Genomic DNA, 22768 nt, shown 5'->3' on the forward strand with positions numbered 1-22768 from the left:
TTTTAGTCTTCGACTTGAAGGATGGCGAGGAAGGCCTCTTGCGGGACCTCGACCGAGCCGATCTGCTTCATTCGTTTTTTGCCCGCCTTCTGCTTTTCGAGCAGTTTCTTCTTGCGGGTGATATCGCCGCCATAGCACTTGGCGAGCACGTTCTTGCGAAGGGCTTTGATTGTCTCACGCGCAATGATGTTGACCCCGATCGCGGCCTGGATCGCGACGTCGAACATCTGGCGGGAAATGATTTCGCGCATCTTGGAAACCACCGCCCGGCCGCGGTACTGGCTCTGGCTGCGGTGCACGATGATCGACAGCGCATCGACCTTCTCGCCGTTCAGCAGGATGTCGACCTTGACGACATCCGACGCGCGGTATTCCTTGAATTCGTAGTCCATCGACGCATAACCGCGGCTGACGGACTTCAGCTTGTCGAAGAAGTCCAGCACGATCTCGCCAAGCGGCATCTCGTAGGTCAGCATCACCTGCCGCCCGTGGTAGGCCATGTTCATCTGCACGCCACGCTTCTGGTTGGCGAGCGTCATGACGGCGCCGACGTATTCCTGCGGCATGTAGAGATGCACCGTGACGATCGGCTCACGGATCTCGGCCATTTTGCCGACGTCGGGCATCTTGGAGGGGTTCTCCACCATGATCACCTCGCCGTCGTTCTTCATGACCTGGTAGACCACGCTCGGCGCGGTCGTGATGAGGTCCTGGTCGAACTCGCGTTCGAGCCGCTCCTGCACGATCTCCATGTGCAGCAGGCCGAGGAAGCCGCAGCGGAAGCCGAAGCCCAGCGCCTGCGAAACTTCGGGCTCGTAGTGCAGGGACGAGTCGTTGAGCTTGAGCTTCTCGAGCGCGTCGCGCAACGAGTCGTACTCGCTCGCCTCGGTCGGATAGAGGCCGGCAAAGACCTGCGGCTGGATCTCCTTGAAGCCCGGCAAGGCTTCGGTCGCGGTCGCTGCGGCGCCGCCGGTCCCGGTCTTGATCAGGGTGACGGTGTCGCCGACCTTCGCGGCCTGCAGTTCCTTGATGCCCGCGATGATGAAGCCCACTTCGCCCGCTTCGAGCGACTGGCGGACTTCGGTGGCCGGCGTGAAGACGCCGAGGTTGTCGGCGTTGTAGGTCGCGCCCGAAGCCATCATCTTGATGCGCTCGCCCTTTGCGAGGCGGCCATCGACCACGCGCACGAGCATCACGACGCCGACATAGGCGTCGAACCAGCTGTCGACGATCATCGCGCGCAGCGGCGCATCGGGATTGCCGCGTGGAGCGGGCACCTTCGCCACGATCGCTTCAAGAATCTCGTCGATGCCCATGCCCGTCTTTGCCGAGCAGGGAATCGCATCAGCCGCATCGATGCCGATCACATCTTCAATCTCTGCCTTCGCGTTCTCGGGATCAGCCTGCGGCAGATCCATCTTGTTGAGCACCGGCACGACTTCGACACCGAGGTCGAGGGCCGTATAGCAGTTGGCAACGGTCTGCGCTTCGACGCCCTGGCTTGCATCGACAACGAGCAATGCACCTTCGCATGCGGAGAGGGAGCGACTCACTTCGTACGAGAAGTCGACGTGGCCCGGCGTGTCGATCAGATTGAGGTTGTAGACCTGCCCATCACGCGCCTTGTAGTGCAGCGCGGCGGTCTGTGCCTTGATGGTTATCCCACGCTCTTTCTCGATCTCCATCGAGTCGAGCACCTGCGCTTCCATCTCGCGTTCGGCAAGGCCGCCGCAACGTTGAATCAAGCGATCCGCAAGCGTCGACTTGCCGTGATCGATGTGCGCAATGATCGAAAAATTTCTGATGTGATTCATCAACGGGAACGCTTAAGTACTTGAATTGGCTCGTGCGCAGAAGGCGACAGGCAAGAAAAAAGGGCGCGTCCACAAGAGACGCGCCCTGAACCAACAAGCAATGGCAACTGCAGTAGTTGGAACTTCATTGTAGGCAAAAAGGGGGGCGCGTACAGCCGGGCCGGAGCCCTGGAATCGTCGTTGCAGGTCAGCAACATGACACTTATGAACAGCTTATCAACAAGAACGGTGGACCGAATCCTTAACAACTTGTGGGCGAACTGTGGAGCGCCGGTGGATGGACAACTGGAATCTCGCATCGTGAAGATCCTGAAGCTGCTTATGCGCGGACTGATGCCCAGAGAGGCCCTATTCTACCGAAAACCATCATTAGCCGGCTTGCAAGTTAGTGAACGCAAACCAAAAACACAGGGCTTAGACCTCAAAAAAATTTCGTCGCATTGCTGTCCGGGCGCGACAAACGGTCAAAAAACGGGCCCCAAACCCGACTGCCGGGTGGGGCCACTTGACGCCATGCGCCGGTTCAGCGTGCGGGGCGGATCAGCGCGTATTGCGCCCAGTCGCCCCGTCGGAACAGCAAGCTGACGGGCTTGCTCTTGTCGGACTTGGCAAGGGCGGCGTCGAACTCCTTGACGTTGGCGATCTCGGTATTGCTGACCGCGAGGACGACATCACCCTCGCGCAGGCCAGCCCGGGCGGCCGCGTCGGTGGCCGCATCGATCCTCACGCCACCCTTAACCTTGAACTCCTTCTTCTGCAGTTCAGTGAGATCGCTCAGCACGAGTCCCATGGACTTCGCGGCCGCCGACGGCGGTTTGCTGGCCGGCTCGTCCCGATCGGCCGTGCGCTTGGCCGGCTTTTCGGGCTCGATCTCGGCGATGGTCACATTGAGATCACGCGAATTGCCGCGACGGAACACCGTGACCGAGCTCTTTGTCCCCGGCTTGGTGTTGCCGACAAGGCGCGGCAAGTCGCTGGGCTTCTCGATGGACTTGCCGTCGAACTTGGTGATGATGTCGCCCGGCTCGATGCCCGCCTTCTCGCCCGGCGAGCCGGTCTCGACGCCGCGCACGAGTGCGCCCTGGGCCTTGCCGAGACCGATCGATTCGGCCACGTCCTTCGTGACCTGGTCGATCTGCACGCCGATACGTCCGCGGGACACGCGCCCGTACTGCCGCAGTTGATCGCTCACGCGAATCGCCTCGTCGATCGGGATCGAGAACGAAATCCCCATGAATCCGCCGGAGCGCGAATAGATCTGGCTGTTGATCCCGACCACCTCGCCACGCATGTTGATCAGCGGGCCGCCGGAGTTGCCGGGATTGATGGCAACGTCCGTCTGGATGAAGGGGAGGTAGTCGCCGGTGTCGCGCTGCTTGGCGCTCACAATGCCGGCCGTGACCGTGTTTTCAAGACCGAACGGCGAGCCGATCGCCATCACCCATTCACCGACGCGCAACTTGGACACGTCGCCGACCTTGACCGCCGGCAGGCCGGTCGCGTCGATCTTCACGACGGCGACGTCCGTGCGCTTGTCGGCGCCGATGATCTTCGCCTTGAACTCGCGCTTGTCCGGCAAAGTCACCAGTACCTCGGAAGCGCCGTCGACCACGTGCGCATTGGTCATGACGAAGCCGTCGGGCGACAGGATGAAGCCGGACCCGACACCGCGAGGGCGCTCTTCCTCCTGAGGTTGCTGCGGCCGGTTCGGACGCGGCCCCTGGCGGGGAACGCCGGGCATCGGCTGACCGAAGAATCGACGGAAGAAGTCCTGCATCTCCTCGTCCATCTCGCCATTGCCGCTCCCTTGCGTCACTTTCTCTACAGTGCGGATATTGACCACGGCAGGGCCGACCTGATCGACCAGATCGGTGAAATCAGGCAATGCGCGCGTTTGCGCATGGGCGGGCGTCGCAGGAACGAGCGCGGCCGTCGAAGCGACCGCCACAGCGCAGGCCAGGAAACATGAACGGAATGTGTTCCTCTCGAACTTGACCATCATCAGCTTCTTTCGTTGAGACTTGAACCAGAATAAAACACTCTGTGAACGCTCCCGGCGTCGCGCGGGGCGAGGGAACTTCGGACTGTCGACTCAGCGGGCACGCACCAGACTCTGGGCGAACGCGTCGAGTGTTTGCGCGGGAACTTCGCCAACCGCAGTCAACCACCAATCCCCATCCTTGTCGACAAGGCGACGTGTGAGCGTGTAGGTGGCGCCCAATGCAAGGAGGACTTCACGGGGCTTGCGCTGCGCATCGTAAGGCTCGACGAAAAGCGAGACGGAGGCAAGTCCATCGGAAAACGTCCACTGCATCGTGTGGCCCTGCGCGTCGTTGCCCATCGGGCGCCGATAGCAATTGACCGGCTTGAAACCAGCAACCGGTGACTTGAGCGCCCATCCCTCGCGCTGGGCCGATGTCCGCTCGAGCTCGGACTTCTCGACACGATAGCCTGCGGTGCTCGCCATCATCTGCGTGAGGGCATGCGTCCGGATGGGCGCATCGAGTTGCAGTTCCGAGAACGCCGACTGCTCGATCACCTTGTTTTCGCCGTCGATGGTCTGCAACTTGACAACCAGTCCGGAGCGTCGCTCGCTCCAGACGCGATAGCCGAATCGCAAACTGTCGCGGGGTTCGACCTGCACCACGTCGGCGTCGAATCCGGCAACCCTGTCTTTGCCGACCACGCGGACGCCATACAGATCGCCGACGGAGGAGTCGGGATTGCCCAGCAGGTTGGGAAACAGCTCCAGGTTCTCACGCTTCTCGCTCTTGACGACCTTCGACTCCGGCAAGAAGGTGACGACCTTGTCGTTTCGCCTGAAAGTCGAACGCGGCGGGCCAGACAAGGCCTCGATGCGTTCCATCTGCAGATCGCCTTCGGACACGTGCCAGATCCGGGCGCTTGAAAGCGTGCCCGTCGAAGCCGAGACGACGAAAGTTCCAATGTAACTGCGCTGGCGGGAAGCCGCGTGCATGCGCTGAAGCCATTCGACCACGCTCAACGTCGGCGCCTCGCCACTTGTCGCTGCGGAAGGACCGGGTGTCTTTGAAGGTGACGGAGCTGTCCGACTCTGGGCAATGGCGGCATGAGCCACGCAGAAGGCCGCCATCACGGCCAGGAAACCACGCACGGAAATCGGCATCGGAACGGTCATCAAAACAGTTGCAACTGCGCGATCAGCGCGATGGCCTCTCGAAGGTCGCGTTGCGCAGGAAACCCGAAGGCATCTGCGACGCACCACCGGCTTGCTGGTGCGCCTCGAGGAGTTGGTCGAGGCGCGGATCACGCAGCATGATCTGGGGGTTGCCGTTGCCGATGATGACCTTGGTCGGTGTCAGTGCCTGGGGCAGCTGCGGTTGCAGCGCCGTGGCCACGACGGTTGGCGCCACTGGCTGAACGGCGGCCAACTGAGCGCCCGTTGCCCCGGGCCCACCCGTGCCGACCCAGTTCCAGCCAATGGCCGCCGCCGCAGCCAGCGACGCGGCGCCGGCAACGAGTTTCCAGCGGAACACGGGTTCATTGGCGGCTTCGACGCGCCGTTGGACCGGCGTCGCCTCCAGAAGCACCGGCGTCAAGGCGGGCACCATCGGCTCCGCGGCAAGCCGACCCTGGAGCCGGGAAAGAAAGAGCGATGTGTCGCTGCACGTCGCGTGGACGCCCGAGCGCAGTACGTCCCCCACCAAGTGGTAGGTCTGCCATGTCGCGCGGAGATCATCGTCCGCGCTGACCTTGCCGATGACGTGGGCGAACTCGTCGTCGCGTAAATGGCCGTCGGCGAGTGCCGAGACCTGTTCGTGGACCGTGTTTGTGTTGTTCATTTCATTCACCTGCTTACCAACGCTTGCCCGACTGGTTGTCCAGCAAAGGCTTGACCCTGGCCGAAATGGCTTCGCGGGCACGGAAAATCCGCGACCGTACCGTGCCGATCGGACAATTCATGACCTCGGCGATCTCTTCGTAGCTCATGCCCTCGATCTCGCGCAACGTCACCGCCTGCCTCAGTTCGGCAGGCAGCGCTTCCATCGCCGCCTCGACGGCCGCCGCTATTTCATTGGCAGCCATCACGGATTCGGGGGTCTCGTCGCTGATTGGTTCGTTTCCCGGCCGGTAAGTTTCATCTTCGTCTTCGGAAGACGAGCGCAAGGCGCTCTCGGAAACCGTCGGGTCGCGCTTCATGTCGACCAGCGCCTTCTTGGCGGTGTTGACGGCTATCCGGTACAGCCAGGTGTAGAACTGCGCCTCGCCACGAAACTGGTGCAGGGCGCGGTAGGCGCGGATGAAGGTCTCCTGTGCGATGTCCTCAACCAGGTTCACGTCCCGAACCATGCGACCGATGAGCCGTTCGATGCGGCGCTGGTACTTGATGACAAGAAGTTCGAAGGCCTTCTGGTCGCCTGCGACCGTGCGCTGGACAAGTTGGAAATCAACCTCGCCCGGCCTCGGTCCCGCGGCGGGCGCGTCGGTCAGACCGGCGTCCGGTGGAACCGGAGGTAACGAAGTTGTCATGAGGAGAAATGATGCGCGTCGGCAGCGCCCGAGTTCGAGTTTCGGGCGGTCGACGCGGCCAGAGGCGCGCGCGAATATAGCGCACGCCGCAAATCGCGCCAGCTTTCCGGCTTGGCCTGTCGTTCGACCCAGATCCAGTGCCGGGAACGGCCTGGCTCTGTCAGGCAAACCAGCAGCAGGGATTGAAGGTCGAGCGCCGTGGTGGCCCGCGCCGATCGAAGGGGGACGCCGCCACTGAGCGACCAATCCTGACCATCGAAACCCAACTCGGCGGGATCCGCCCATCGAAGGGCGCCGGTCGATGCCGCCATGCCCGCTACCGCCGCACTGACTGCCAGGATCCCGTGGCGCCAGTCGAAACCATCGGCCTGGGCGCAAGCAACAGTCACGCCGCAGACGTCAAGGAGCCAAAGAACCAGCAAAAGGCGCTCCGCATAACGAGAACGCCCCACCGGAAAGCTTACCGATGGGGCGCTGTGCATGAGGCGGGAAGAATCAAGCGCGCTTGAACACCAGCGTGCCGTTGGTGCCTCCGAACCCGAAGTTGTTCTTGACTGCCACATCGATCTTCAGATCGCGCGCCTCATTGGCACAGTAGTCGAGATCGCATTCCGGATCCTGATTGAAGATGTTGATCGTCGGGGGGCTCTTCTGATGATGCAAGGCCAGCACGGTGAACACCGATTCGATGCCGCCTGCGCCGCCAAGCAGATGCCCGGTCATCGACTTAGTCGAGTTCACGATGAGTTTCCTCGCGTGATCGCCAAAAGCGTTCTTGATCGCGTTGGTTTCGTTCAAGTCGCCCAGCGGCGTCGAGGTCCCGTGTGCATTGACGTACTGGACTTCATCGGCGTTGACGCCCGCATTGGCCAGCGCCATGGCCATGGAGCGGCGCGGGCCGTCCACGTTGGGCGCCGTCATGTGGAACGCGTCGCCGCTCATGCCGAAGCCCGAGACCTCCGCATAGATCTTCGCGCCCCGGGCCTTCGCGCGCTCGTACTCTTCGAGTACCAGCACGCCCGCGCCCTCGCCGAGCACGAATCCGTCGCGGTCCTTGTCCCACGGACGAGAGGCCGTCTTCGGATCGTCATTGCGGGTCGACAATGCGCGTGCCGCGGCAAAACCACCCAGGCCGAGTGGCGACACCGTCGATTCCGAGCCGCCTGCAATCATCACGTCGGCGTCGCCATATTCGATCATCCGGGCAGATGTGCCAATGGCGTGCAGGCCAGTGGTACATGCCGTCACGACGGCGATGTTTGGACCCTTGAATCCGTACTTGATGGAGACGTGCCCGGAGATCATGTTGATGATCGAGGCGGGCACGAAAAACGGCGAGACACGCCGCGGGCCACGAGAAACCAGTTCTGCGTGCGTATCCTCGATCAGGGGCAAGCCCCCGATGCCGGAGCCGATATTGCATCCGATGCGGACCGCCTCCTCCTCCGATAGCGCATCGCCCGTGGGCAACCCGCTGTCCTGCACCGCCTGGATCGCGGCAGCGAGGCCGAGATGAATGAAGCGGTCCATGTGGCGCGCTTCCTTCTCGGGAATGTAGTCCTTGATGTCGAAACCCTTCACTTCGCCCGCGAACTTGCAGGAGAAGCCACTCACATCGAACTTGGTGATGGTGTCGATGCCCGAATTCCCGGCCAGCAAATTGGCCCAGGATTCGGCAACGGTGTTTCCGACAGGAGCGAGGCAACCGAGTCCGGTCACAACGACGCGGCGTTTGGTCATGCCGGCAAACCTTTCTGGGAGCACTGAGGCCGTTGTGCGGTGCGCGCGAGCGTGAGGGCTGCGGACCGAAGAAACGGGGGCTCAGCGTGGCCGATCAGGCCTTTTGATTCTTGGTGGCGTAGTCGACGGCGTTCTGGACCGTCGTGATCTTCTCGGCATCTTCGTCCGGGATCTCGATGCCGAACTCGTCTTCGAGCGCCATCACGAGTTCGACCGTGTCGAGCGAGTCCGCGCCGAGGTCGGCTACGAAGGCCTTTTCGTTGGTGACCTGGGACTCTTCCACGCCGAGTTGTTCGGCAATGATTTTCTTGACACGTGCTTCGATATCGCTCATTTTGTTCCCTCTGAGGGTTGTAGGTAATCGGTGGATTTTAGCCGGCCGCATTGTGGCATTTGCCGCACGGCCGTAGGTGAAAGGTATTGCGCGCTACGCTTACATATGCATGCCGCCGTTCACGTGCAGTTCCTGCCCCGTGACATAGGCAGCCTGCGGAGAGGCGAGGAAGGCCACTGCGTGTGCGATGTCGGCTGGCTTGCCGAGATGGCCCAGTGGAATCTGCGCCAGCAGTGCCTGCTGCTGCGCTTCGGGCAGACTGGCGGTCATGTCGGTTTCGATGAAACCCGGCGCGACGCAGTTGACGGTGATGCTGCGGCTGCCCAGTTCACGCGCCAACGCACGCGTCATCCCGGCCACTCCGGCCTTTGCAGCGGCGTAGTTGGCCTGACCTGCATTGCCGGAGGCGCCGACCACGCTCGTAATGTTGATGATGCGCCCATAGCGCTGCTTCATCATCGGGCGAATCACGGCGCGGGAAAGGCGGAAGACGGCCTTCAGATTGGTGTCCAGTACCGCGTCCCAGTCGGCATCCTTGAGACGCATCGCCAAAGTGTCCCGGGTAATGCCGGCGTTGTTGACCAGGATGTGGATGGCCCCGTAGACCTTGACGATCTCGTCGATCAGCGCTTCGACGGCCGCGCCGTCATTGACGTTCAGCGCGCACCCGCGGCCGCCGTTGGCGCCCAGGGCGGCAGTGATCTTCGCGGCCCCCTCGTCCGTGGTGCCGGTGCCGATCACCGTCAGCCCCCGATGGGCCAATTCCAGGGCAATGGCAGCACCAATGCCGCGGGAAGCGCCCGTGACCAGCGCAACCTGGCCTTCAAATTTTGGAGTACTCATGAAAGAACCTTGGGGCTCGGCGCTCAGGCAGCGAGCAGTTGTCTTGCTTCGGCAAGCGTGGCCGGGTCGTAGATCGAAGCCGCGGCAAGCTCGGGCGCTATGCGCTTGGCCATGCCAGCCAGAACCTTGCCGGGGCCGCATTCGATCACGGTCGCGATCTCGCGCGACTTGAGCGCCTGGACGGTTTCGACCCAGCGCACCGGCCCGGCGGCCTGGCGCACCAGGGCATCGCGGATACGGTCTGGGTCGGTTTGGACGGCCACGTCGATGTTGTTCACGACGGGAATCCGAGGCGCGGCGAGGCTCACAGACGCGAGTCGCTCCCGCAGCGCTTCAGCCGCTGGCTTCATGAGGCTCGAATGGAAAGGCGCCGAGACAGGCAGGGGAAGCGCGCGTTTGGCGCCATTTGCCTTGAGCACTTCGCATGCCTTGTCGACCGCAGCCTTGCTGCCAGCGATCACGGTTTGCATCGGATCGTTGAAGTTCACCGCCTCCACGACTTCAGCACTGCCCGGACCGAATCCGGCAGTCACCTCGGCGCAGCCAGCCTTCACCTTGTCGGCATCCATGCCAAGGATGGCCGCCATGGCGCCCACTCCGACGGGTACAGCCTGTTGCATCGCCTGGGCCCGGAAACGCACGAGCGGCGCGGCCTGAGTCAGTGTCAGGACGCCGGAAGCGACCAGCGCGGAATACTCTCCGAGCGAATGCCCCGCAACGACCGACGGCGCTTCGCCGCCTTCGGCCCGCCAGGCGCGCCAGGCAGCGACGCCTGCAACGAGCATCACGGGTTGCGTATTGGTCGTGAGGGCCAGAGCCTCCTTCGGCCCTTCGTGGATGAGTCGCGCGACATCTTCATCAAGCGCGTCGGACGCCTCGCGCAGCGTCTCGAGCACCGCGGGGTGATCGCCCCAGGCGTCGAGCATGCCGACCGCCTGCGAGCCTTGACCCGGAAAGACGAAAGCAAAGGACTTCATTGTGTGTGTCTCCGATCGCGCCGCCGCCCCTTTGAGCAGCGCACTGTATTAGTAGTTGAGCAGCACCGCGCCCCAGGTGAAGCCGCCGCCGACACCTTCGAGCATCAGCGTGTCGCCCTTTTTCACCTTGCCCGAGCGGACGGCGTCGTCCAGCGCCAAGGGAATAGAGGCTGCCGACGTGTTGCCGTGCTCGTCGACGGTGACGATCAGCTTTTCGCGGGGGAGCTTCAGCTTCTTCGCCGTGCCTTCCATGATGCGGATGTTGGCCTGATGCGGAATCAGCCAGTCGATGTCCGCTTCTGTCTTGCCGGCCTTCTGAAGCGTGGCGCGCGCAGCTTCTTCCAGCACGCGGACCGCCAACTTGAAGACTGCTTGCCCATCCATGTGAAGAAGAGGCGTACCGAGCACGGAACCGCCGGACACGTGGCCGGGCACACAAAGGATGCCCACGTGCTTACCGTCAGCATGCAGGTCGCTGGCAAGAATCCCGGGCTCGTCACTGGCCTCCAGGATTACCGCACCTGCTCCATCACCGAAGAGAACGCAGGTTGTGCGGTCGTTGAAGTCCAGAATGCGCGAAAACACCTCCGCGCCGACGACCAGCGCGCACTTGGCACTGCCCGTTCGGATCATGGCGTCAGCCACCGTGAGCGCATACACGAAGCCGCTGCAGACAGCCTGCACGTCGAACGCCGGGCATCCGGCAATCCCGAGCTTGTGCTGGAGGATGGCTGCCGACGACGGAAACACCATGTCGGGCGTCGAGGTCGCGACGATGATGAGGTCGATGTCGGACGCGCTTCGGCCGGCGGCCTCCAGAGCATGCCGCGCTGCCTCGAGGCCAAGGTCGCTGCTGGCCACCTCGGGCGCTGCGAAATGGCGGGCTCGAATTCCGGTGCGCTCGATGATCCACTGGTCGGAGGTCTCGATGCCGCGCGCAGCCAGATCCCGGGCGAGATCGTCATTGGTCACACGGCGCGTGGGCAAATAGCTGCCGGTACCTGTGATGCGAGAAAAAGAAGTCATCAAACGTGGAGCGCTGGCGTGTCGGCCGATGTCGCCGATTCTTGCCGCGCAAGCAGAGGTGCGGCGTGGGCGATGCGAGCCCGCACGCGTTCGAGCAGGTTGTTGCGAGCGGCATCATAAGCGCGATCCAGGGCGTGTCCGAACGCCACCTGGTCTGCAGACCCGTGGCTCTTGAAGACAAGACCACGGAGACCCAACAGTGCCGCGCCGTTGTAACGCCGGTGATCCAACCGACGCTTAAGCGCCTTTAGGACCGGATAGGAGACGATAGCCGCGAATTTACTGAAGATGCCATTCGAATATTCAATCCGAAGGAAATCAACAATCATCGTCGCCACTCCCTCCGTCGCCTTCAGAGTGACATTCCCAACAAAACCGTCGCAAACAACGATGTCGGTCGTTCCCTTGAAGATATCGTTGCCCTCTACGTTGCCGTAGAAGTTCAGATCTTGCGAGTTGGCCGCTTTTCGAAGCAGTTGGCTCGCTTTCTTGATCGTTTCACTGCCTTTGATGGCTTCTTCGCCCACATTGAGCAGTCCGACGCTGGGCGATTCGTTCCCAGTGAGTGCGGATACCAATGCGGAGCCAAGAACAGCAAACTGAAGAAGGTCCTCGGCATCACAATCGACGTTGGCACCGAGGTCGAGCACCGTCGTTGCCCCGCCCTTGCTGTTCGGCAGTTGAGGGGCGATGGCCGGACGATCAATCCCATCGAGCGTTTTCAACAGGTACCGCGCAATGGCCATCAGGGCGCCTGTATTGCCAGCCGAGATGGCCGCCTGGGCGGCGCCATCCTTGACCTGCTGGATGGCGACTCGCATGGACGAGTCCTTCTTCTTGCGGAGCGCAACTTCAATGGGATCGTCCATGCCCACGACTTCGCTCGCAGCAACGATCGTGGCACGCGAATGCACGAAGTCGGACAAGGCGGCCGGCGCGCCGACGAGAAGAAGAGCGGCCTCGGGATGACGATCGAGGAACGCGCGGCAAGCCTCCAGCGTGACGCGAGGCCCATGGTCGCCACCCATGCAATCGACGGCAAGCGTGATCACAGAAGGCGCGAAATCGGTTGAAGAAGGCGTGACCATCAAAACAAAGGCCCGACGCTACGGCAAAAGTAGCTTCGGGCCTTGGCCTTGAAATGAAAAATCAGGCTTCAGACTTGGTCTTGAGCACCTTGCGGCCGCGGTAGAAGCCGTTCGGGCTGATGTGGTGGCGCAGATGCGTTTCGCCGGTGGTTGGCTCGACGGCAATGCCGGGCACGCCCAGGGCATTGTGCGAACGGTGCATGCCGCGCTTCGACGGCGACTTCTTGTTTTGCTGGACGGCCATGCTGGCTCCTGAAAGTATTCGGGTGGGTTGGTGTGCATGCGGGGCGGCGAAAACGCTTCAGAAGCATCAACGGCGGCGCGCGCGAAGCCCATGATTATAGCCTACGTGTGGCAAGCGACGCCAGTCCAGGGATCGACGCCTATTTGGGCTTGTCCGAACGCAAGGCGCCAAGGACGGCGAAGGGGTTCGGCCGAGCGTTCTCGGCAGACTCGAAATCAGGGTCGACGGCGGACAGTTTCATGGGCTCTGGGCAGACTTCATGCCGCGGGGTCACGGGAATCTCCATGAGCAACTCGTCTTCGATGAGGGCGTGAAGGTCGAATTCTCGGCTCGAAACCAGAACATCCTCCTCGGATTCCTCGTCCTCGGCGGCCGCTGCGGCCTCGTCGGGAGCGAACCGAAACCAGCGATCGACGACGAGATCGACATCGACGGGCGCAAGGCAGCGCTGGCAAGTCAACGGGATGCGGGTCTCCGCATTCAGGTGCAACCACGACACCGGTGAGCCGTCCGCACCGGTGCGGCGCTGGCCGACAGCCGTCCATTCGACGGTCGAGTCGGTGGCCGGACCTGCCAACTCCGCACTCAGGCGCGCGTACGCCTGGACCGGATCGCTTCCGGAAAGGCTGGCTGAGGCCTCGGCAAAGCCGGGCACATCGAGCCGCCGTGGAGCAAATTCTCTCGTCATTCGCGCCAGTCTAAACCGCTCGCGCACAATCGTGTCCATGCACCGCACCGTGATCCTCGCTTCGACCTCCCGTTACCGCCGCGAGCTTCTCGCGCGCCTGCGCCTGCCCTTCGAAGTACACCCGCCTGAAGTCGATGAAACGCCGCACGAGGGCGAAACACCCCACGTACTCGCAACGCGCCTCGCACTGGAAAAGGCGAACGCGGTTGCCCGTCGTTTTCCCGAGGCGGTCGTGATCGGTTCCGACCAGGTGGCCGACCTGGCTGGCGAGCCGCTGGGCAAACCCGGGGACCGCGCGCGCGCGACGGTCCAACTGCGGCGCATGCGCGGGCAGACGCTCATTTTCCAGACGGCAGTCGCTGTGGTCTGCCACGCGACGGGCTTCGTCCAGCGCGATCTGGCGCCCGTTCGCGTGGTGTTTCGCGACCTGAGCGACGCGGCGATCGAGACCTACCTGACCGCCGAGCAACCCTACGACTGCGCCGGCAGCGCGAAGAGCGAAGGCCTCGGCATTGCCCTGCTCGAAGCCATCGACAGCGATGATCCGACGGCCCTGGTCGGACTTCCGCTGATTCGTACCGCGAGGATGCTGCGAGCGGCAGGAGTCGATCTGCTGTGACCACGCCGAACCCAGGCAAGCTCTACCTCGTTCCCGCCCCGCTAGATTTCGGGTGTGACGAGCAGGCGCCGCTCCAGGACGCATTGCCGCTCGGAACGCTGCAGGCAGCCGCAAGGATCACGCACTGGATCTGCGAGAACGCCAAGTCGGCACGCGCCTACCTCAAGCGCATCGATGCCGTCGTACCACTTGCCGCACCGCTTCAGGCACAACAGATCCAGGAACTGCCGCGCGAGGTCCACAAGAAAGGCGATCACGCGGGGCAATTCGATGCTCGCCCCCTCCTCGCCGCTGCACTGGAAGGGCAGGACATCGGCTTGCTCAGCGAGGCGGGCATGCCGGCTGTGGCGGACCCCGGCTCGTCGGTTGCGAGAGCCGCGCACGAACTCGGCATTGCGGTGGTTCCGCTCACCGGGCCCGTGTCGCTCCTGCTGGCGCTGGCGGCAAGCGGACTCAATGGCCAGAATTTCGCATTCGTCGGCTATCTGCCGCAGGATGCCGACGCGCGGGTCCAGCGCATCCGCGAGCTCGAGGCGCTCGCCCTCAAGACCGGCCAGACGCAGCTCTTCATCGAAACGCCCTATCGCAATGCGGCCTTGCTGCAGGCGCTCACGCAGACGCTGCAGCACAATACCCGGCTTGCGGTGGCTCGCGGGCTGACGCTGGCGTCATCCCAGGTGAGAAGCGAGACAGTGAAGACTTGGCGCGCCAGGCCTTCGCCAACGGACGAACGTGCGCCTGCCGTGTTCGCAATCGGTCGCTAGGCGTTGCGCGATCCGATGCTGGATGTCTCCGCACGCATGCGCTGGGCCTCGCGCGCGCAATTCTTCGGTTCCGGCTTCGTTTTTGCGACCTGGGGTGTGCACATACCCACCGTCAAGTCGCATTACGGCGTCAATGAAGCTGAACTCGGACTGGCGATGCTGGCCGCGGGCGTCGGCGCCCTGCTCGGGCTGACGCAGGCCAGCCGCTGGATCGGCCGGCGCGGCGTCCGGGCCACCGCCGGCGCCTCCGGTTCGGTCTATGCCTTGCTTCTGGCGGGCCTCCTGGTCATGCCTGCCTACTGGGCCCTGCTCGGCCTGCTGGTTGTCTTCGGCATCCTGACGAGCGTGTTCGACGTCTCCATCAACACGGAGGCGGCCCAACTGGAGCTTCGCGGCGGCAAACCACTGATGAGCGGCATGCATGGCATGTTCAGCCTGGGCGGGATGATCGGCGCGACGACCGGTGGCGCAGCCATCGCTGCAGGCATGGCGCCCCAGCACCATTTGTTGCTGGTCGCCATCGTCATGGCGCTGTCGATCGGCCTTTCCGCACGCTGGATGCTGCCCAAGGAAACAACGGCGTCCAGTTCGGACGACGGTAGCTTCCGGCTACCGCGCGGCGCCCTGGCGGTGCTCGGCCTGCTGGCCGCCCTGGGACTGATCGCCGAGGGCGCCATCTACGACTGGAGCGTGCTCTATCTTCACCAGGAACTGGGCAGCCCCCAGCAGCAGGCGGCGCTGGCATACGCCAGCTTTTCGGCCGCCATGGCGACGGCACGTTTCGGCGGCGATGCGATGCGGGCACGCTTCGCGCCGGCCGTCCTGCTCCGTGGCAGTGCCCTGCTGGCGGCCGCCTCGATGACACTGGTATTGGTCACCAGTGCACCGTGGCTTGCATTGATCGGATTTGCCGGCGTAGGCGTCGGATTTGCCAACGTGGTGCCCATTCTCTTCGCCGCGTCCGCCCGCGTGCCCGGTGTCGAGCCTGCGCGCGGCATCGCGGCGGTGTCAGCAGCGGCTTACCTGGGCTTCATGGCAGGCCCGCCAGTGATCGGTTTCCTCGCCCAGCTCAGTTCGCTGACCGCCGCGCTGTATGTCGTCGTTGCGTTCGCGGCGGCACTGGCGGCGTCGGCGCGCTACGCCGACGGCGCCTGAATCAATGCAGCGCCGGCGCGGTACGCATCGCGCGCACCGAAGCGTCACCCAGCGCAGCGCCAAACTTCTTCGCGAGCTTTTCGGCCACGTTGTCGCGCCGCGTGTAGTCGATGACTTCTTCCGCCTTGATCACCTCACGCGCGACGAAATCGACATTGCCAAGCTGGTCAGCCAGACCCAGCTCAACCGCCTGCTGGCCGCTCCAGAACAGGCCACTGAACAGGCCGGGCGTGCTGGTCTTGAGCCGGTCGCCGCGACCCGTCTTGACCACCTCGATGAACTGCGCGTGTATCTGGTCGAGCATCTGCTGCGCATGCGCGCGCTGGGTGTCGCTCATCGGACTGAACGGGTCCAGGAAGCCCTTGTTCTCCCCGGCCGTCAGAAGCCTGCGCTCCACGCCGACCTTGTCCATGAGGCCGGTGAACCCAAAGCCATCCATCAGCACGCCGATGCTTCCGACGATGCTTGCCTTGTCCACGAAGACCTTGTCGGTCGCTGCGGCAATGTAATAAGCGGCGGATGCGCAGGTTTCCTCGACCACTGCGTAGATCGGCTTGTTGTACTTCGCCCGCAAGCGCTTGATCTCGTCGTTGATGATGCCGGCCTGCACGGGACTGCCGCCGGGCGAGTTGATCAACAGCACGACGCCCTTGGCGCCCTCGTCCTCGAAGGCGGTCTTCATGGCGGCAACCACGAATTCCGCACTTGCGTCCGCACCGCTGGCAATTTCGCCCTTGATCTCGATCACGGCGGTGTGGGCCGTGGTCTTGGCGGTCGCCGGGGCTCCGCGCGACATGGCCAGCCAGGCCAGGAAGATGAAGAACGCCAGCCAGCTCAAGCGCACGAAAGTCTTCCAGCGGCGCGTGGCCCGCTGCTCACGCAAGGAGGCGAAGGCCAGCTTCTCCAGCGTCGCGCGCTCCCAGCCTGGCTGTTGTGTCGGATCGTTCTTTGACATGCTTCTGGGTCCGCCTTGCGCGGAGGGATTAGGCGCGGCGCGCTCGAAAGGCTCGAAACCTTCGGGCTCCGTGCGGTTGGAATCGGTCATCTCAAAAGGCGAGGGGTTGGAGGTTCCAGGCAGTATGCCAGTGCACAACACCATCGCGTTCGCTCAGACCGATCTTGACCAGGCCTCCGCGGCATGGGCCGCCCGCGCATTCGCCGGTGTCTGGCTTGTAGACGGCACCGTGCGTGGCACACAGGAGCCATTGGCCGCTGTCGTCGAAGAAACGGTCGGGCTGGAAATCCAGCTCCATCGCCACGTGGCTGCAGCGGTTGAGGTAGGCATGCGCCACCCCCTCGAAGCGAATCGCGAACGCCCGGCAGGTCTGCCCCGCATGCACGACATCGAACGGAACCGCTCGACCGCCCTCATGCAGGTCGGATGCGTTGCACAGCGGAATGCATTCGCTCATGGGCCGATTTTCATGCGTTCGCCAGAAGCCACTCCGTCAGTCCTGAAACCGAATGCGCCACGTGCAACGGGCCCAGTTCATCGAAGCTGCCGGGTTCGTGCGCCCCATAGGACGCCCCCACGCTTGCGCATCCGGCGTTGATCGCGAGTTGAAGATCGTGGGTGGTGTCGCCGACCATCAGGGTTCGTTCGGCCGGCACTTCGAGTTCTTCCATGAGTTCGAGCAGCATGCGCGGGTGCGGCTTGCCGAAGGTCTCGTCTGCGGTGCGGGAGGCATCGAAACGGTCACGCAGCGCATTGGAGGCCAGCGCTTCGTTCAGGCCGCGGCGCGACTTGCCGGTGGCGACCGCCAGCTTGTGCCCGCGCGCACGGAGCGCATCGAGCATCGGGAGAACACCGTCGAACAACACGAGATCATCCTGGTGCTGCAGGAAGTGGTAGCGATAGCGCGCGCCGAGTTCCGCATATTTCTCCTTGGGCACGTCGGGGGCGGCACGGGCAAGCGCCTCGGCCAGGCCAAGGCCGATGACCCATGCGGCATCGGTCTCGCTGGGCTTGGCACCGCCGACGTCGACCACCGCGGCCTGGATGCACCGCACGATGAGTCGCGTCGAGTCGTAGAGGGTTCCGTCCCAATCAAAGGCGATCAGGTCGAAACGGCGGGGGTGGAGATCAGTCATGAGATTTGGGCAATGGGTGGGCAGCGAGCGCGCCGAGCGCGGCAGGGGACATCAAGGCATGCAGCTCCGGCGGCAGATCCGCCTGGAGCGCCATGCGTTCTCCGCTCGCGGGATGGGTGAATTGCAGGCGCCAGGCATGCAGGAACATGCGTTTCAGGCCGATTTTCTGCAAGACGCGGTTGCGCTCGAAACCGCCGTACTTGTCGTCGCCCGCGATCGGGTGGCCGGCCGAGGCGAGGTGAACGCGGATCTGATGGGTGCGGCCGGTCTTGATGGTGACCGCCAGCAACGAAAACGACGCGGCGTCCCCAGGTAGCGTGAAGCGCGCCAGAACTTTCACGAGCGTGACCGCGCGCATGGCGTCCGGATGATCCTTGGCAACGACGCGCACACGCCGTTCGCCTTCCGCCGCCCCCGCCTGGCTCGGCAGCAAGTATCTGGCAAGCGGCGCGTCGAGCACCTTCCGGTTGGCGGGCCAGTCGCCCTCCACCAGCGCCAGATAGGTCTTGCCCGTTTCCCGCTCGCGAAACTGATCCTGCAGCGCGGTCAGCGCGCTCCGCTTCTTCGCGACGAGCAGGATCCCCGAGGTCTCGCGATCGAGACGATGCACCAGTTCCAGGAATCGGGCAGCGGGTCGCGCGGTTCGCAGTTGCTCGATGACGCCGAAGCTCACGCCGCTGCCGCCATGAACCGCGACGCCGGCCGGCTTGTTGACGGCGAGAAGCGCGTCGTCCTCGTGCAGCAGCGGGAACTCGCGTGGCGGTGCAGGTGGCGACGCGCCCTCCTCCGAGCGGGTCGACACGCGCACGGGAGGCAGCCGCAGCACATCGCCCTCCGCAAGGCGCGTCTCCGCCTGGACGCGTCCCTTGTTGATGCGCACCTCTCCCGACCGGATGATCCGGTAGACGTGGGTCTTCGGCACCCCTTTGAGGTGGCGGAAAAGGAAGTTGTCCAGGCGTTGGCCAGCGGATTCCCCGTCGACCGTCAGAAAGCGAACTTCTGCTGCCGCGGGGCCTGGCTTCGCACCTATAATGTTTTTCACCAGCGCGGTCTTGTAAGTGCTTGATTAATCAGAAGTTTAGAGCACTGCAGGAAGCGCTGTGAGGTCGATGCCGCTTTGATGTCGAGTCTGCAAGCCACGCGCAAGAGCGCAAGGCGGCGGGCATTTCATCCAAGTCAAGCCGACGCCCACGAAACACCGATACGGAATACCTCAGCCGGCAGGCTACAAGCTGCCGGCGGATCGAAGCGAGTACCTTGTGTTGATGCTACTGATTCAACTGTTCCTGCGCTGGCTGCCACCAGCGACCGCAGGCATTGAATCGCCGGTAGAGCGCGCCACCATTGCGCCAATCGCTATAAAAAATATAGCTAGTCAACACCACATCGGGCTCGCGCCCATCCACGCGCCCCCACCCCGACTGCCATCGACTTGACACTCGATGCGGCCGTTCGCGCTTGCGCGGTGGCCAAGGCAGACAGGGCACAGCGGCAATTCCTTCGTTTCGCGCGACGTCGTCCGTGCATCGTTAGGTCCGTCATGGACCGGTAGAACGATACGAAAACAGAAGGACAACGCATCATGAAGCGGATGCTGATCAACGCCACGCAGGCTGAAGAACGCCGCCTGGCCATCGTCGACGGGCAAAAGCTCCTCGACTACGAAATCGAGATCGAAGGGCGCGAACAGCGCAAGGGCAATATCTACAAGGCCGTCGTGACCCGCGTCGAGCCGTCGCTCGAAGCGTGCTTCGTCGACTACGGCGAAGACCGCCACGGCTTCCTGCCGTTCAAGGAAATCTCCAAGCAGTACTTCGCGGAAGGCGTCTCCGCCAGCCAGGCCCGCATCCAGGACGCGATCAGGGAAGGCCAGGAACTCGTCGTCCAAGTCGAAAAAGAGGAGCGCGGCAACAAGGGCGCGGCCCTGACCACCTTCATCTCGCTGGCCGGCCGCTATGTCGTGCTGATGCCCAACAACCCGCGCGGCGGCGGCGTCAGCCGGCGCATCGAGGGCGACGACCGCGCCGAACTCAAGGAGGCGATGGACCAGCTCGAATACCCCAAGGGCATGAGCATCATCGCCCGCACCGCGGGCATTGGCCGTTCGGCGCCCGAACTGCAATGGGACCTGAACTACCTGCTCAAGCTCTGGACCGCCATCGACGGCGCAGCCAAGGGCGGCAAGGGCGCCTTCCTGATCTACCAGGAGTCCTCGCTGGTGATCCGCGCGATCCGTGACTACTTCAATCACGACATCGGCGACATCCTCATCGACACCGACGACATCTACGACCAGGCGCAGCAGTTCATGGCGCACGTGATGCCGGAACACGCCGCCCGCGTGAAGCGCTACCGGGACGACGCCGCGCTGTTCAGCCGCTTCCAGATCGAGCACCAGATCGAATCGGCCTACGCGCGCACGGTCCAGCTGCCCAGCGGCGGCGCCATCGTGATCGACCACACCGAAGCGCTGGTCTCCGTCGACGTGAACTCGGCACGCGCCATCAAGGGCGGCGACATCGAGGAAACGGCGACCCGCACCAACCTCGAAGCGGCGGATGAAGTGGCGCGCCAGATGCGCCTGCGCGACCTGGGCGGCCTGATCGTCATCGACTTCATCGACATGGACGAGTCGAAGAACCGCCGCGAAGTCGAAAGCCGCCTGCGCGATGCCTTGCGCCAGGACCGGGCACGTGTCCAGTTCGGTTCGATCAGCAAGTTCGGCCTGATGGAAATGAGCCGCCAGCGCCTGAAGCCTGCGCTCAGCGAAGGCTCGTCCATCCCCTGCCCCCGCTGCGGCGGCTCGGGCCACATCCGCGACACCGAATCGAGCGCGCTGCAGATCCTGCGCATCATTCAGGAAGAGTCGATGAAGGACAACACGGCCGCGGTGCACGTTCAGGTGCCGGTGGAAGTGGCCTCCTTCCTGCTCAACGAAAAGCGCCCCGAGATCGCGAAGATCGAACTCAAGCAGCGCGTGACCGTGCTGATGGTGCCCAACAAGACGCTCGAAACCCCCAACTACAAGCTGGAACGCCTCAAGCACGACGATCCGCGACTCGATCACATCGAGGCCAGCTACAAGATGGCGGACGAAATCGAGGATCCGACTTCGGTGACGCGCCGTTCGCAGGAGCCGACCAACAGGCAGACGCCGGTGATCAAGGGCGTGCTGCCTGATGCGCCCGCGCCGATCGCCGTGCCGAAGCCCGAGGCGGTGCGTCCGCCCGTGGCTGCGCCGGCACCTGTGGCTGCCCCTGTGCCCGCAGCGAGCAAGTCCGCGGAAACCGGCTTCATCGGCTGGATCAAGAGCCTGTTTGGCGCAGCCCCCGCGCCTGCGCCGGCGCCGGCCGTCATTCCCGTGGAAGCACCAAAGCCGCGTCGCGAAGGCGGCCGTGGCGGCCGTGACGGTGAAGCGCGCACCGCACGCGAGGGCGAACAACGCCGTGGCGGACGCGGCGAAGGCCGAGGCGGACGTGACGGCGATCGCCGCGGCGGCCGCTCCGGCGAGCGTCGCGATGGCGAGCCGCGCCGCGACGGCGAGCCGCGCCGCGAGGGCGAACGCCGTGAAGGACGCGAAGGTCGCAACGAAGCACGCAACGACAGCCAGGTGCGCGAGCCACGCGAGGCCCGTCCTCCACGCGACGGTGAGCGTCGCGGCCGCGGCGAGCGTCGCGATGGCGAAGCCCGTCCGATGCCGGCTGACGCCGCCGATGTCCAGTTCGACGCTCAGGCCGTCGCCCAGAACGGCCCGGGCATGGAAGAAGTGCCGACGCCGGAACGCGCGCCTCGCGCTCGCGGCGAACGCCGGGAACGTGGCGAGCGCGGCGACCGCGGTGACCGCAACGCCGACGCCCAGCGCGAACGCAACGGCGACGTCGCCCGCGACGCGAACGTCGAGGCCTCCCAGGACGGCGCTCCTGCCGAGCGCGCGCCCCGCAATGGCCGCGAAGAGCGCGCCCCCCGAGGCGACCGCAATGACGGCCGCCGCGAGCGTCGCAACGACGGGGCTGCGCGGACCGACGAGGCCGCTCCTTTGACCCAGGCGATGGATGCCGACGCGCCCATGGACGCGAATGCGACCGCCGAAGGCCAGGGAGACATCGCTCCCCGCCGCGAGGGCGAAGAGCGTCGCGGCCGTTCGCGCGACCGCTACGGCCGTGATCGCCGGGAACGCAGTCCCCGCGAGGAAGGTGATGCGGGCCAGCCTGCCATCGCCGCACCCGCTGCCGCGAACGAGCCCGCCCCGATCGAAGCGACCCCGGCCCCGGTTCGCGCCGAGCGAGTCGCAGTGCCTGTGGCAGCGCCGATCGTCGTGGAGGCGAAGGCGCCTTCCGCACGCGCACTTCCGAAGATTCAGCCGTTCGAGTTGCCCCTGCACGAGCTCGCCCAGGTGGCGGAAGGTTCGGGACTGCACTGGGTCAATTCGGACGCCGAACGTGTCGCGCAGGTTCGCGCCGCCATTGCGGCCGAACCCAGGCCCGTGCACGTGCCGCGCGAGCGGCCGCCGGCGATCGTGATCGACGAAGGCCCGCTGGTCCTGGTCGAAACCCGTCGCGACCTGGGCTCGATGGTGCTGCCGTTCGAGCAGCAACCGGGCCAGGATGCAAGCGCCCATCACTAAGTCACCGAGACTTGAGTAACAAAGGGAGGCCATTGGCCTCCCTTTTTTCTTGCCTGAAGGAAAAAAGCGCCCGCGCGAGGTCGCGGGAACCGGCTCGGGCATAGGAAACGGCGCACAAGCACATGAGAAGAGCGCCGCCACCGCCAGCGAGGGGTGTCGCTCACATTCAGGTCTAGCTTCGGCTACCTCGTGCTCCTTGCCGCCTCATGGGCAACATGTTTTGCTGCGCCGCACAAACGAAACCGGCCGTTC

The 22768-nt window shown here is 64.1% G+C and carries 22 protein-coding genes; 4 read left to right on the forward strand and 18 right to left on the reverse strand.

Annotation, left to right across the window (positions count from 1 at the left end; translation table 11 throughout):
• Positions 1-2 precede the first annotated feature (2 nt).
• The 14 genes from lepA to ACSFBL_RS11265 all read right to left on the reverse strand — a co-directional run bounded on the left by lepA (position 3) and on the right by ACSFBL_RS11265 (position 13263).
• Positions 3-1814, reverse strand: a complete 1812-nt coding sequence (gene lepA / locus ACSFBL_RS11200; protein WP_435515832.1) for a translation elongation factor 4 — start codon at positions 1812-1814, stop codon at positions 3-5.
• 523 nt (positions 1815-2337) lie between these two features.
• Positions 2338-3816, reverse strand: a complete 1479-nt coding sequence (locus tag ACSFBL_RS11205) for a DegQ family serine endoprotease (protein WP_435515833.1) — start codon at positions 3814-3816, stop codon at positions 2338-2340.
• A 90-nt stretch (positions 3817-3906) separates the two neighbouring features.
• Positions 3907-4971 carry a MucB/RseB C-terminal domain-containing protein gene (locus ACSFBL_RS11210; protein ID WP_435515936.1) on the reverse strand — a complete coding sequence of 355 codons (1065 nt, stop codon included), beginning with the start codon at positions 4969-4971 and terminating at the stop codon, positions 3907-3909.
• Between the two features lie 22 nt (positions 4972-4993).
• Positions 4994-5635, reverse strand: a complete 642-nt coding sequence (locus ACSFBL_RS11215) for a sigma-E factor negative regulatory protein (protein WP_435515834.1) — start codon at positions 5633-5635, stop codon at positions 4994-4996.
• Positions 5636-5648: 13 nt separating this feature from the next.
• A complete protein-coding gene (rpoE, locus tag ACSFBL_RS11220) occupies positions 5649-6323 on the reverse strand; it encodes an RNA polymerase sigma factor RpoE (RefSeq protein WP_435515835.1) in 675 nt (224 codons plus the stop codon).
• A complete protein-coding gene (locus tag ACSFBL_RS11225) occupies positions 6320-6745 on the reverse strand; it encodes a hypothetical protein (protein ID WP_435515836.1) in 426 nt (141 codons plus the stop codon). Before ACSFBL_RS11225 ends, rpoE begins: the two co-directional genes overlap by 4 nt.
• A gap of 73 nt (positions 6746-6818) precedes the next feature.
• Entirely contained in the window at positions 6819-8063 is a 1245-nt protein-coding gene (gene fabF, locus ACSFBL_RS11230) for a beta-ketoacyl-ACP synthase II (RefSeq protein ID WP_435515837.1), read from the reverse strand.
• A gap of 94 nt (positions 8064-8157) precedes the next feature.
• Positions 8158-8397 carry an acyl carrier protein gene (gene acpP, locus ACSFBL_RS11235; RefSeq protein WP_007830471.1) on the reverse strand — a complete coding sequence of 80 codons (240 nt, stop codon included), beginning with the start codon at positions 8395-8397 and terminating at the stop codon, positions 8158-8160.
• A 99-nt stretch (positions 8398-8496) separates the two neighbouring features.
• On the reverse strand, positions 8497-9240 hold the full coding sequence (fabG, locus tag ACSFBL_RS11240) for a 3-oxoacyl-ACP reductase FabG (RefSeq protein WP_435515838.1): 744 nt from the start codon (positions 9238-9240) through the stop codon (positions 8497-8499).
• A gap of 23 nt (positions 9241-9263) precedes the next feature.
• On the reverse strand, positions 9264-10217 hold the full coding sequence (gene fabD, locus ACSFBL_RS11245; protein WP_435515839.1) for an ACP S-malonyltransferase: 954 nt from the start codon (positions 10215-10217) through the stop codon (positions 9264-9266).
• 48 nt (positions 10218-10265) lie between these two features.
• A complete protein-coding gene (locus tag ACSFBL_RS11250) occupies positions 10266-11243 on the reverse strand; it encodes a beta-ketoacyl-ACP synthase III (RefSeq protein ID WP_435515937.1) in 978 nt (325 codons plus the stop codon).
• On the reverse strand, positions 11243-12295 hold the full coding sequence (plsX, locus tag ACSFBL_RS11255; protein WP_435515938.1) for a phosphate acyltransferase PlsX: 1053 nt from the start codon (positions 12293-12295) through the stop codon (positions 11243-11245). The genes ACSFBL_RS11250 and plsX overlap by 1 nt, the downstream gene beginning before the upstream one ends.
• 97 nt (positions 12296-12392) lie before the next feature.
• A complete protein-coding gene (gene rpmF / locus ACSFBL_RS11260; protein ID WP_028248601.1) occupies positions 12393-12575 on the reverse strand; it encodes a 50S ribosomal protein L32 in 183 nt (60 codons plus the stop codon).
• Positions 12576-12714: 139 nt separating this feature from the next.
• On the reverse strand, positions 12715-13263 hold the full coding sequence (locus tag ACSFBL_RS11265) for a YceD family protein (RefSeq protein ID WP_435515939.1): 549 nt from the start codon (positions 13261-13263) through the stop codon (positions 12715-12717).
• A 37-nt stretch (positions 13264-13300) separates the two neighbouring features.
• Here ACSFBL_RS11265 and ACSFBL_RS11270 point away from each other — a divergent pair, with 37 nt between their 5' ends.
• The 3 genes from ACSFBL_RS11270 to ACSFBL_RS11280 are packed head-to-tail and all read left to right on the forward strand — an operon-like array spanning position 13301 to position 15801.
• Positions 13301-13882, forward strand: coding sequence for a Maf family protein (locus tag ACSFBL_RS11270; protein ID WP_435515840.1), 582 nt, complete (start codon positions 13301-13303; stop codon positions 13880-13882).
• On the forward strand, positions 13879-14646 hold the full coding sequence (locus ACSFBL_RS11275; RefSeq protein WP_435515841.1) for an SAM-dependent methyltransferase: 768 nt from the start codon (positions 13879-13881) through the stop codon (positions 14644-14646). The genes ACSFBL_RS11270 and ACSFBL_RS11275 overlap by 4 nt, the downstream gene beginning before the upstream one ends.
• 15 nt (positions 14647-14661) lie before the next feature.
• Complete coding sequence (locus tag ACSFBL_RS11280) at positions 14662-15801, forward strand: MFS transporter (RefSeq protein ID WP_435515842.1); 1140 nt, start codon at positions 14662-14664, stop codon at positions 15799-15801.
• A gap of 1 nt (position 15802) precedes the next feature.
• Here the strand turns inward: ACSFBL_RS11280 and ACSFBL_RS11285 are convergent, their stop codons facing one another.
• The 4 genes from ACSFBL_RS11285 to ACSFBL_RS11300 are packed head-to-tail and all read right to left on the reverse strand — an operon-like array spanning position 15803 to position 18934.
• Positions 15803-16846, reverse strand: a complete 1044-nt coding sequence (locus tag ACSFBL_RS11285; protein ID WP_435515843.1) for a S49 family peptidase — start codon at positions 16844-16846, stop codon at positions 15803-15805.
• Position 16847: 1 nt separating this feature from the next.
• Positions 16848-17213, reverse strand: a complete 366-nt coding sequence (locus ACSFBL_RS11290) for a Rieske (2Fe-2S) protein (RefSeq protein WP_435515844.1) — start codon at positions 17211-17213, stop codon at positions 16848-16850.
• Positions 17214-17223: 10 nt separating this feature from the next.
• Positions 17224-17892, reverse strand: coding sequence for an HAD-IA family hydrolase (locus tag ACSFBL_RS11295; protein ID WP_435515845.1), 669 nt, complete (start codon positions 17890-17892; stop codon positions 17224-17226).
• Positions 17885-18934: an RluA family pseudouridine synthase gene (locus ACSFBL_RS11300; protein ID WP_435515846.1), complete on the reverse strand. Its 1050-nt coding sequence runs from the start codon at positions 18932-18934 to the stop codon at positions 17885-17887. Before ACSFBL_RS11300 ends, ACSFBL_RS11295 begins: the two co-directional genes overlap by 8 nt.
• A 540-nt stretch (positions 18935-19474) precedes the next feature.
• Between ACSFBL_RS11300 and ACSFBL_RS11305 the strand changes: the two genes are divergently transcribed.
• Positions 19475-22516 (forward strand): Rne/Rng family ribonuclease, encoded by a 3042-nt coding sequence (locus ACSFBL_RS11305; RefSeq protein ID WP_435515847.1) that lies wholly within the window; start codon positions 19475-19477, stop codon positions 22514-22516.
• Positions 22517-22768 lie beyond the last annotated feature (252 nt).

Origin of the sequence: Variovorax glacialis (assembly GCF_051216375.1) — a bacterium.
Classification (GTDB): Bacteria; Pseudomonadota; Gammaproteobacteria; order Burkholderiales; family Burkholderiaceae_C; genus Variovorax.

What these genes read in the sequence shown, in the direction of transcription:
- ACSFBL_RS11215 (WP_435515834.1), bottom strand. Translation starts at nt 5,635, where the DNA reads ATGAACAACACAAACACGGTCCACGAACAGGTCTCGGCACTCGCCGAC.
- acpP (WP_007830471.1), bottom strand. Translation starts at nt 8,397, where the DNA reads ATGAGCGATATCGAAGCACGTGTCAAGAAAATCATTGCCGAACAACTC.
- ACSFBL_RS11280 (WP_435515842.1), top strand. Translation starts at nt 14,662, where the DNA reads ATGCTGGATGTCTCCGCACGCATGCGCTGGGCCTCGCGCGCGCAATTC.
- ACSFBL_RS11265 (WP_435515939.1), bottom strand. Translation starts at nt 13,263, where the DNA reads ATGACGAGAGAATTTGCTCCACGGCGGCTCGATGTGCCCGGCTTTGCC.
- ACSFBL_RS11205 (WP_435515833.1), bottom strand. Translation starts at nt 3,816, where the DNA reads ATGATGGTCAAGTTCGAGAGGAACACATTCCGTTCATGTTTCCTGGCC.
- ACSFBL_RS11210 (WP_435515936.1), bottom strand. Translation starts at nt 4,971, where the DNA reads ATGACCGTTCCGATGCCGATTTCCGTGCGTGGTTTCCTGGCCGTGATG.
- ACSFBL_RS11270 (WP_435515840.1), top strand. Translation starts at nt 13,301, where the DNA reads ATGCACCGCACCGTGATCCTCGCTTCGACCTCCCGTTACCGCCGCGAG.
- ACSFBL_RS11290 (WP_435515844.1), bottom strand. Translation starts at nt 17,213, where the DNA reads ATGAGCGAATGCATTCCGCTGTGCAACGCATCCGACCTGCATGAGGGC.
- ACSFBL_RS11285 (WP_435515843.1), bottom strand. Translation starts at nt 16,846, where the DNA reads ATGACCGATTCCAACCGCACGGAGCCCGAAGGTTTCGAGCCTTTCGAG.
- fabF (WP_435515837.1), bottom strand. Translation starts at nt 8,063, where the DNA reads ATGACCAAACGCCGCGTCGTTGTGACCGGACTCGGTTGCCTCGCTCCT.
- ACSFBL_RS11295 (WP_435515845.1), bottom strand. Translation starts at nt 17,892, where the DNA reads ATGACTGATCTCCACCCCCGCCGTTTCGACCTGATCGCCTTTGATTGG.
- fabD (WP_435515839.1), bottom strand. Translation starts at nt 10,217, where the DNA reads ATGAAGTCCTTTGCTTTCGTCTTTCCGGGTCAAGGCTCGCAGGCGGTC.
- fabG (WP_435515838.1), bottom strand. Translation starts at nt 9,240, where the DNA reads ATGAGTACTCCAAAATTTGAAGGCCAGGTTGCGCTGGTCACGGGCGCT.
- ACSFBL_RS11250 (WP_435515937.1), bottom strand. Translation starts at nt 11,243, where the DNA reads ATGACTTCTTTTTCTCGCATCACAGGTACCGGCAGCTATTTGCCCACG.
- rpoE (WP_435515835.1), bottom strand. Translation starts at nt 6,323, where the DNA reads ATGACAACTTCGTTACCTCCGGTTCCACCGGACGCCGGTCTGACCGAC.
- ACSFBL_RS11305 (WP_435515847.1), top strand. Translation starts at nt 19,475, where the DNA reads ATGAAGCGGATGCTGATCAACGCCACGCAGGCTGAAGAACGCCGCCTG.
- lepA (WP_435515832.1), bottom strand. Translation starts at nt 1,814, where the DNA reads ATGAATCACATCAGAAATTTTTCGATCATTGCGCACATCGATCACGGC.
- rpmF (WP_028248601.1), bottom strand. Translation starts at nt 12,575, where the DNA reads ATGGCCGTCCAGCAAAACAAGAAGTCGCCGTCGAAGCGCGGCATGCAC.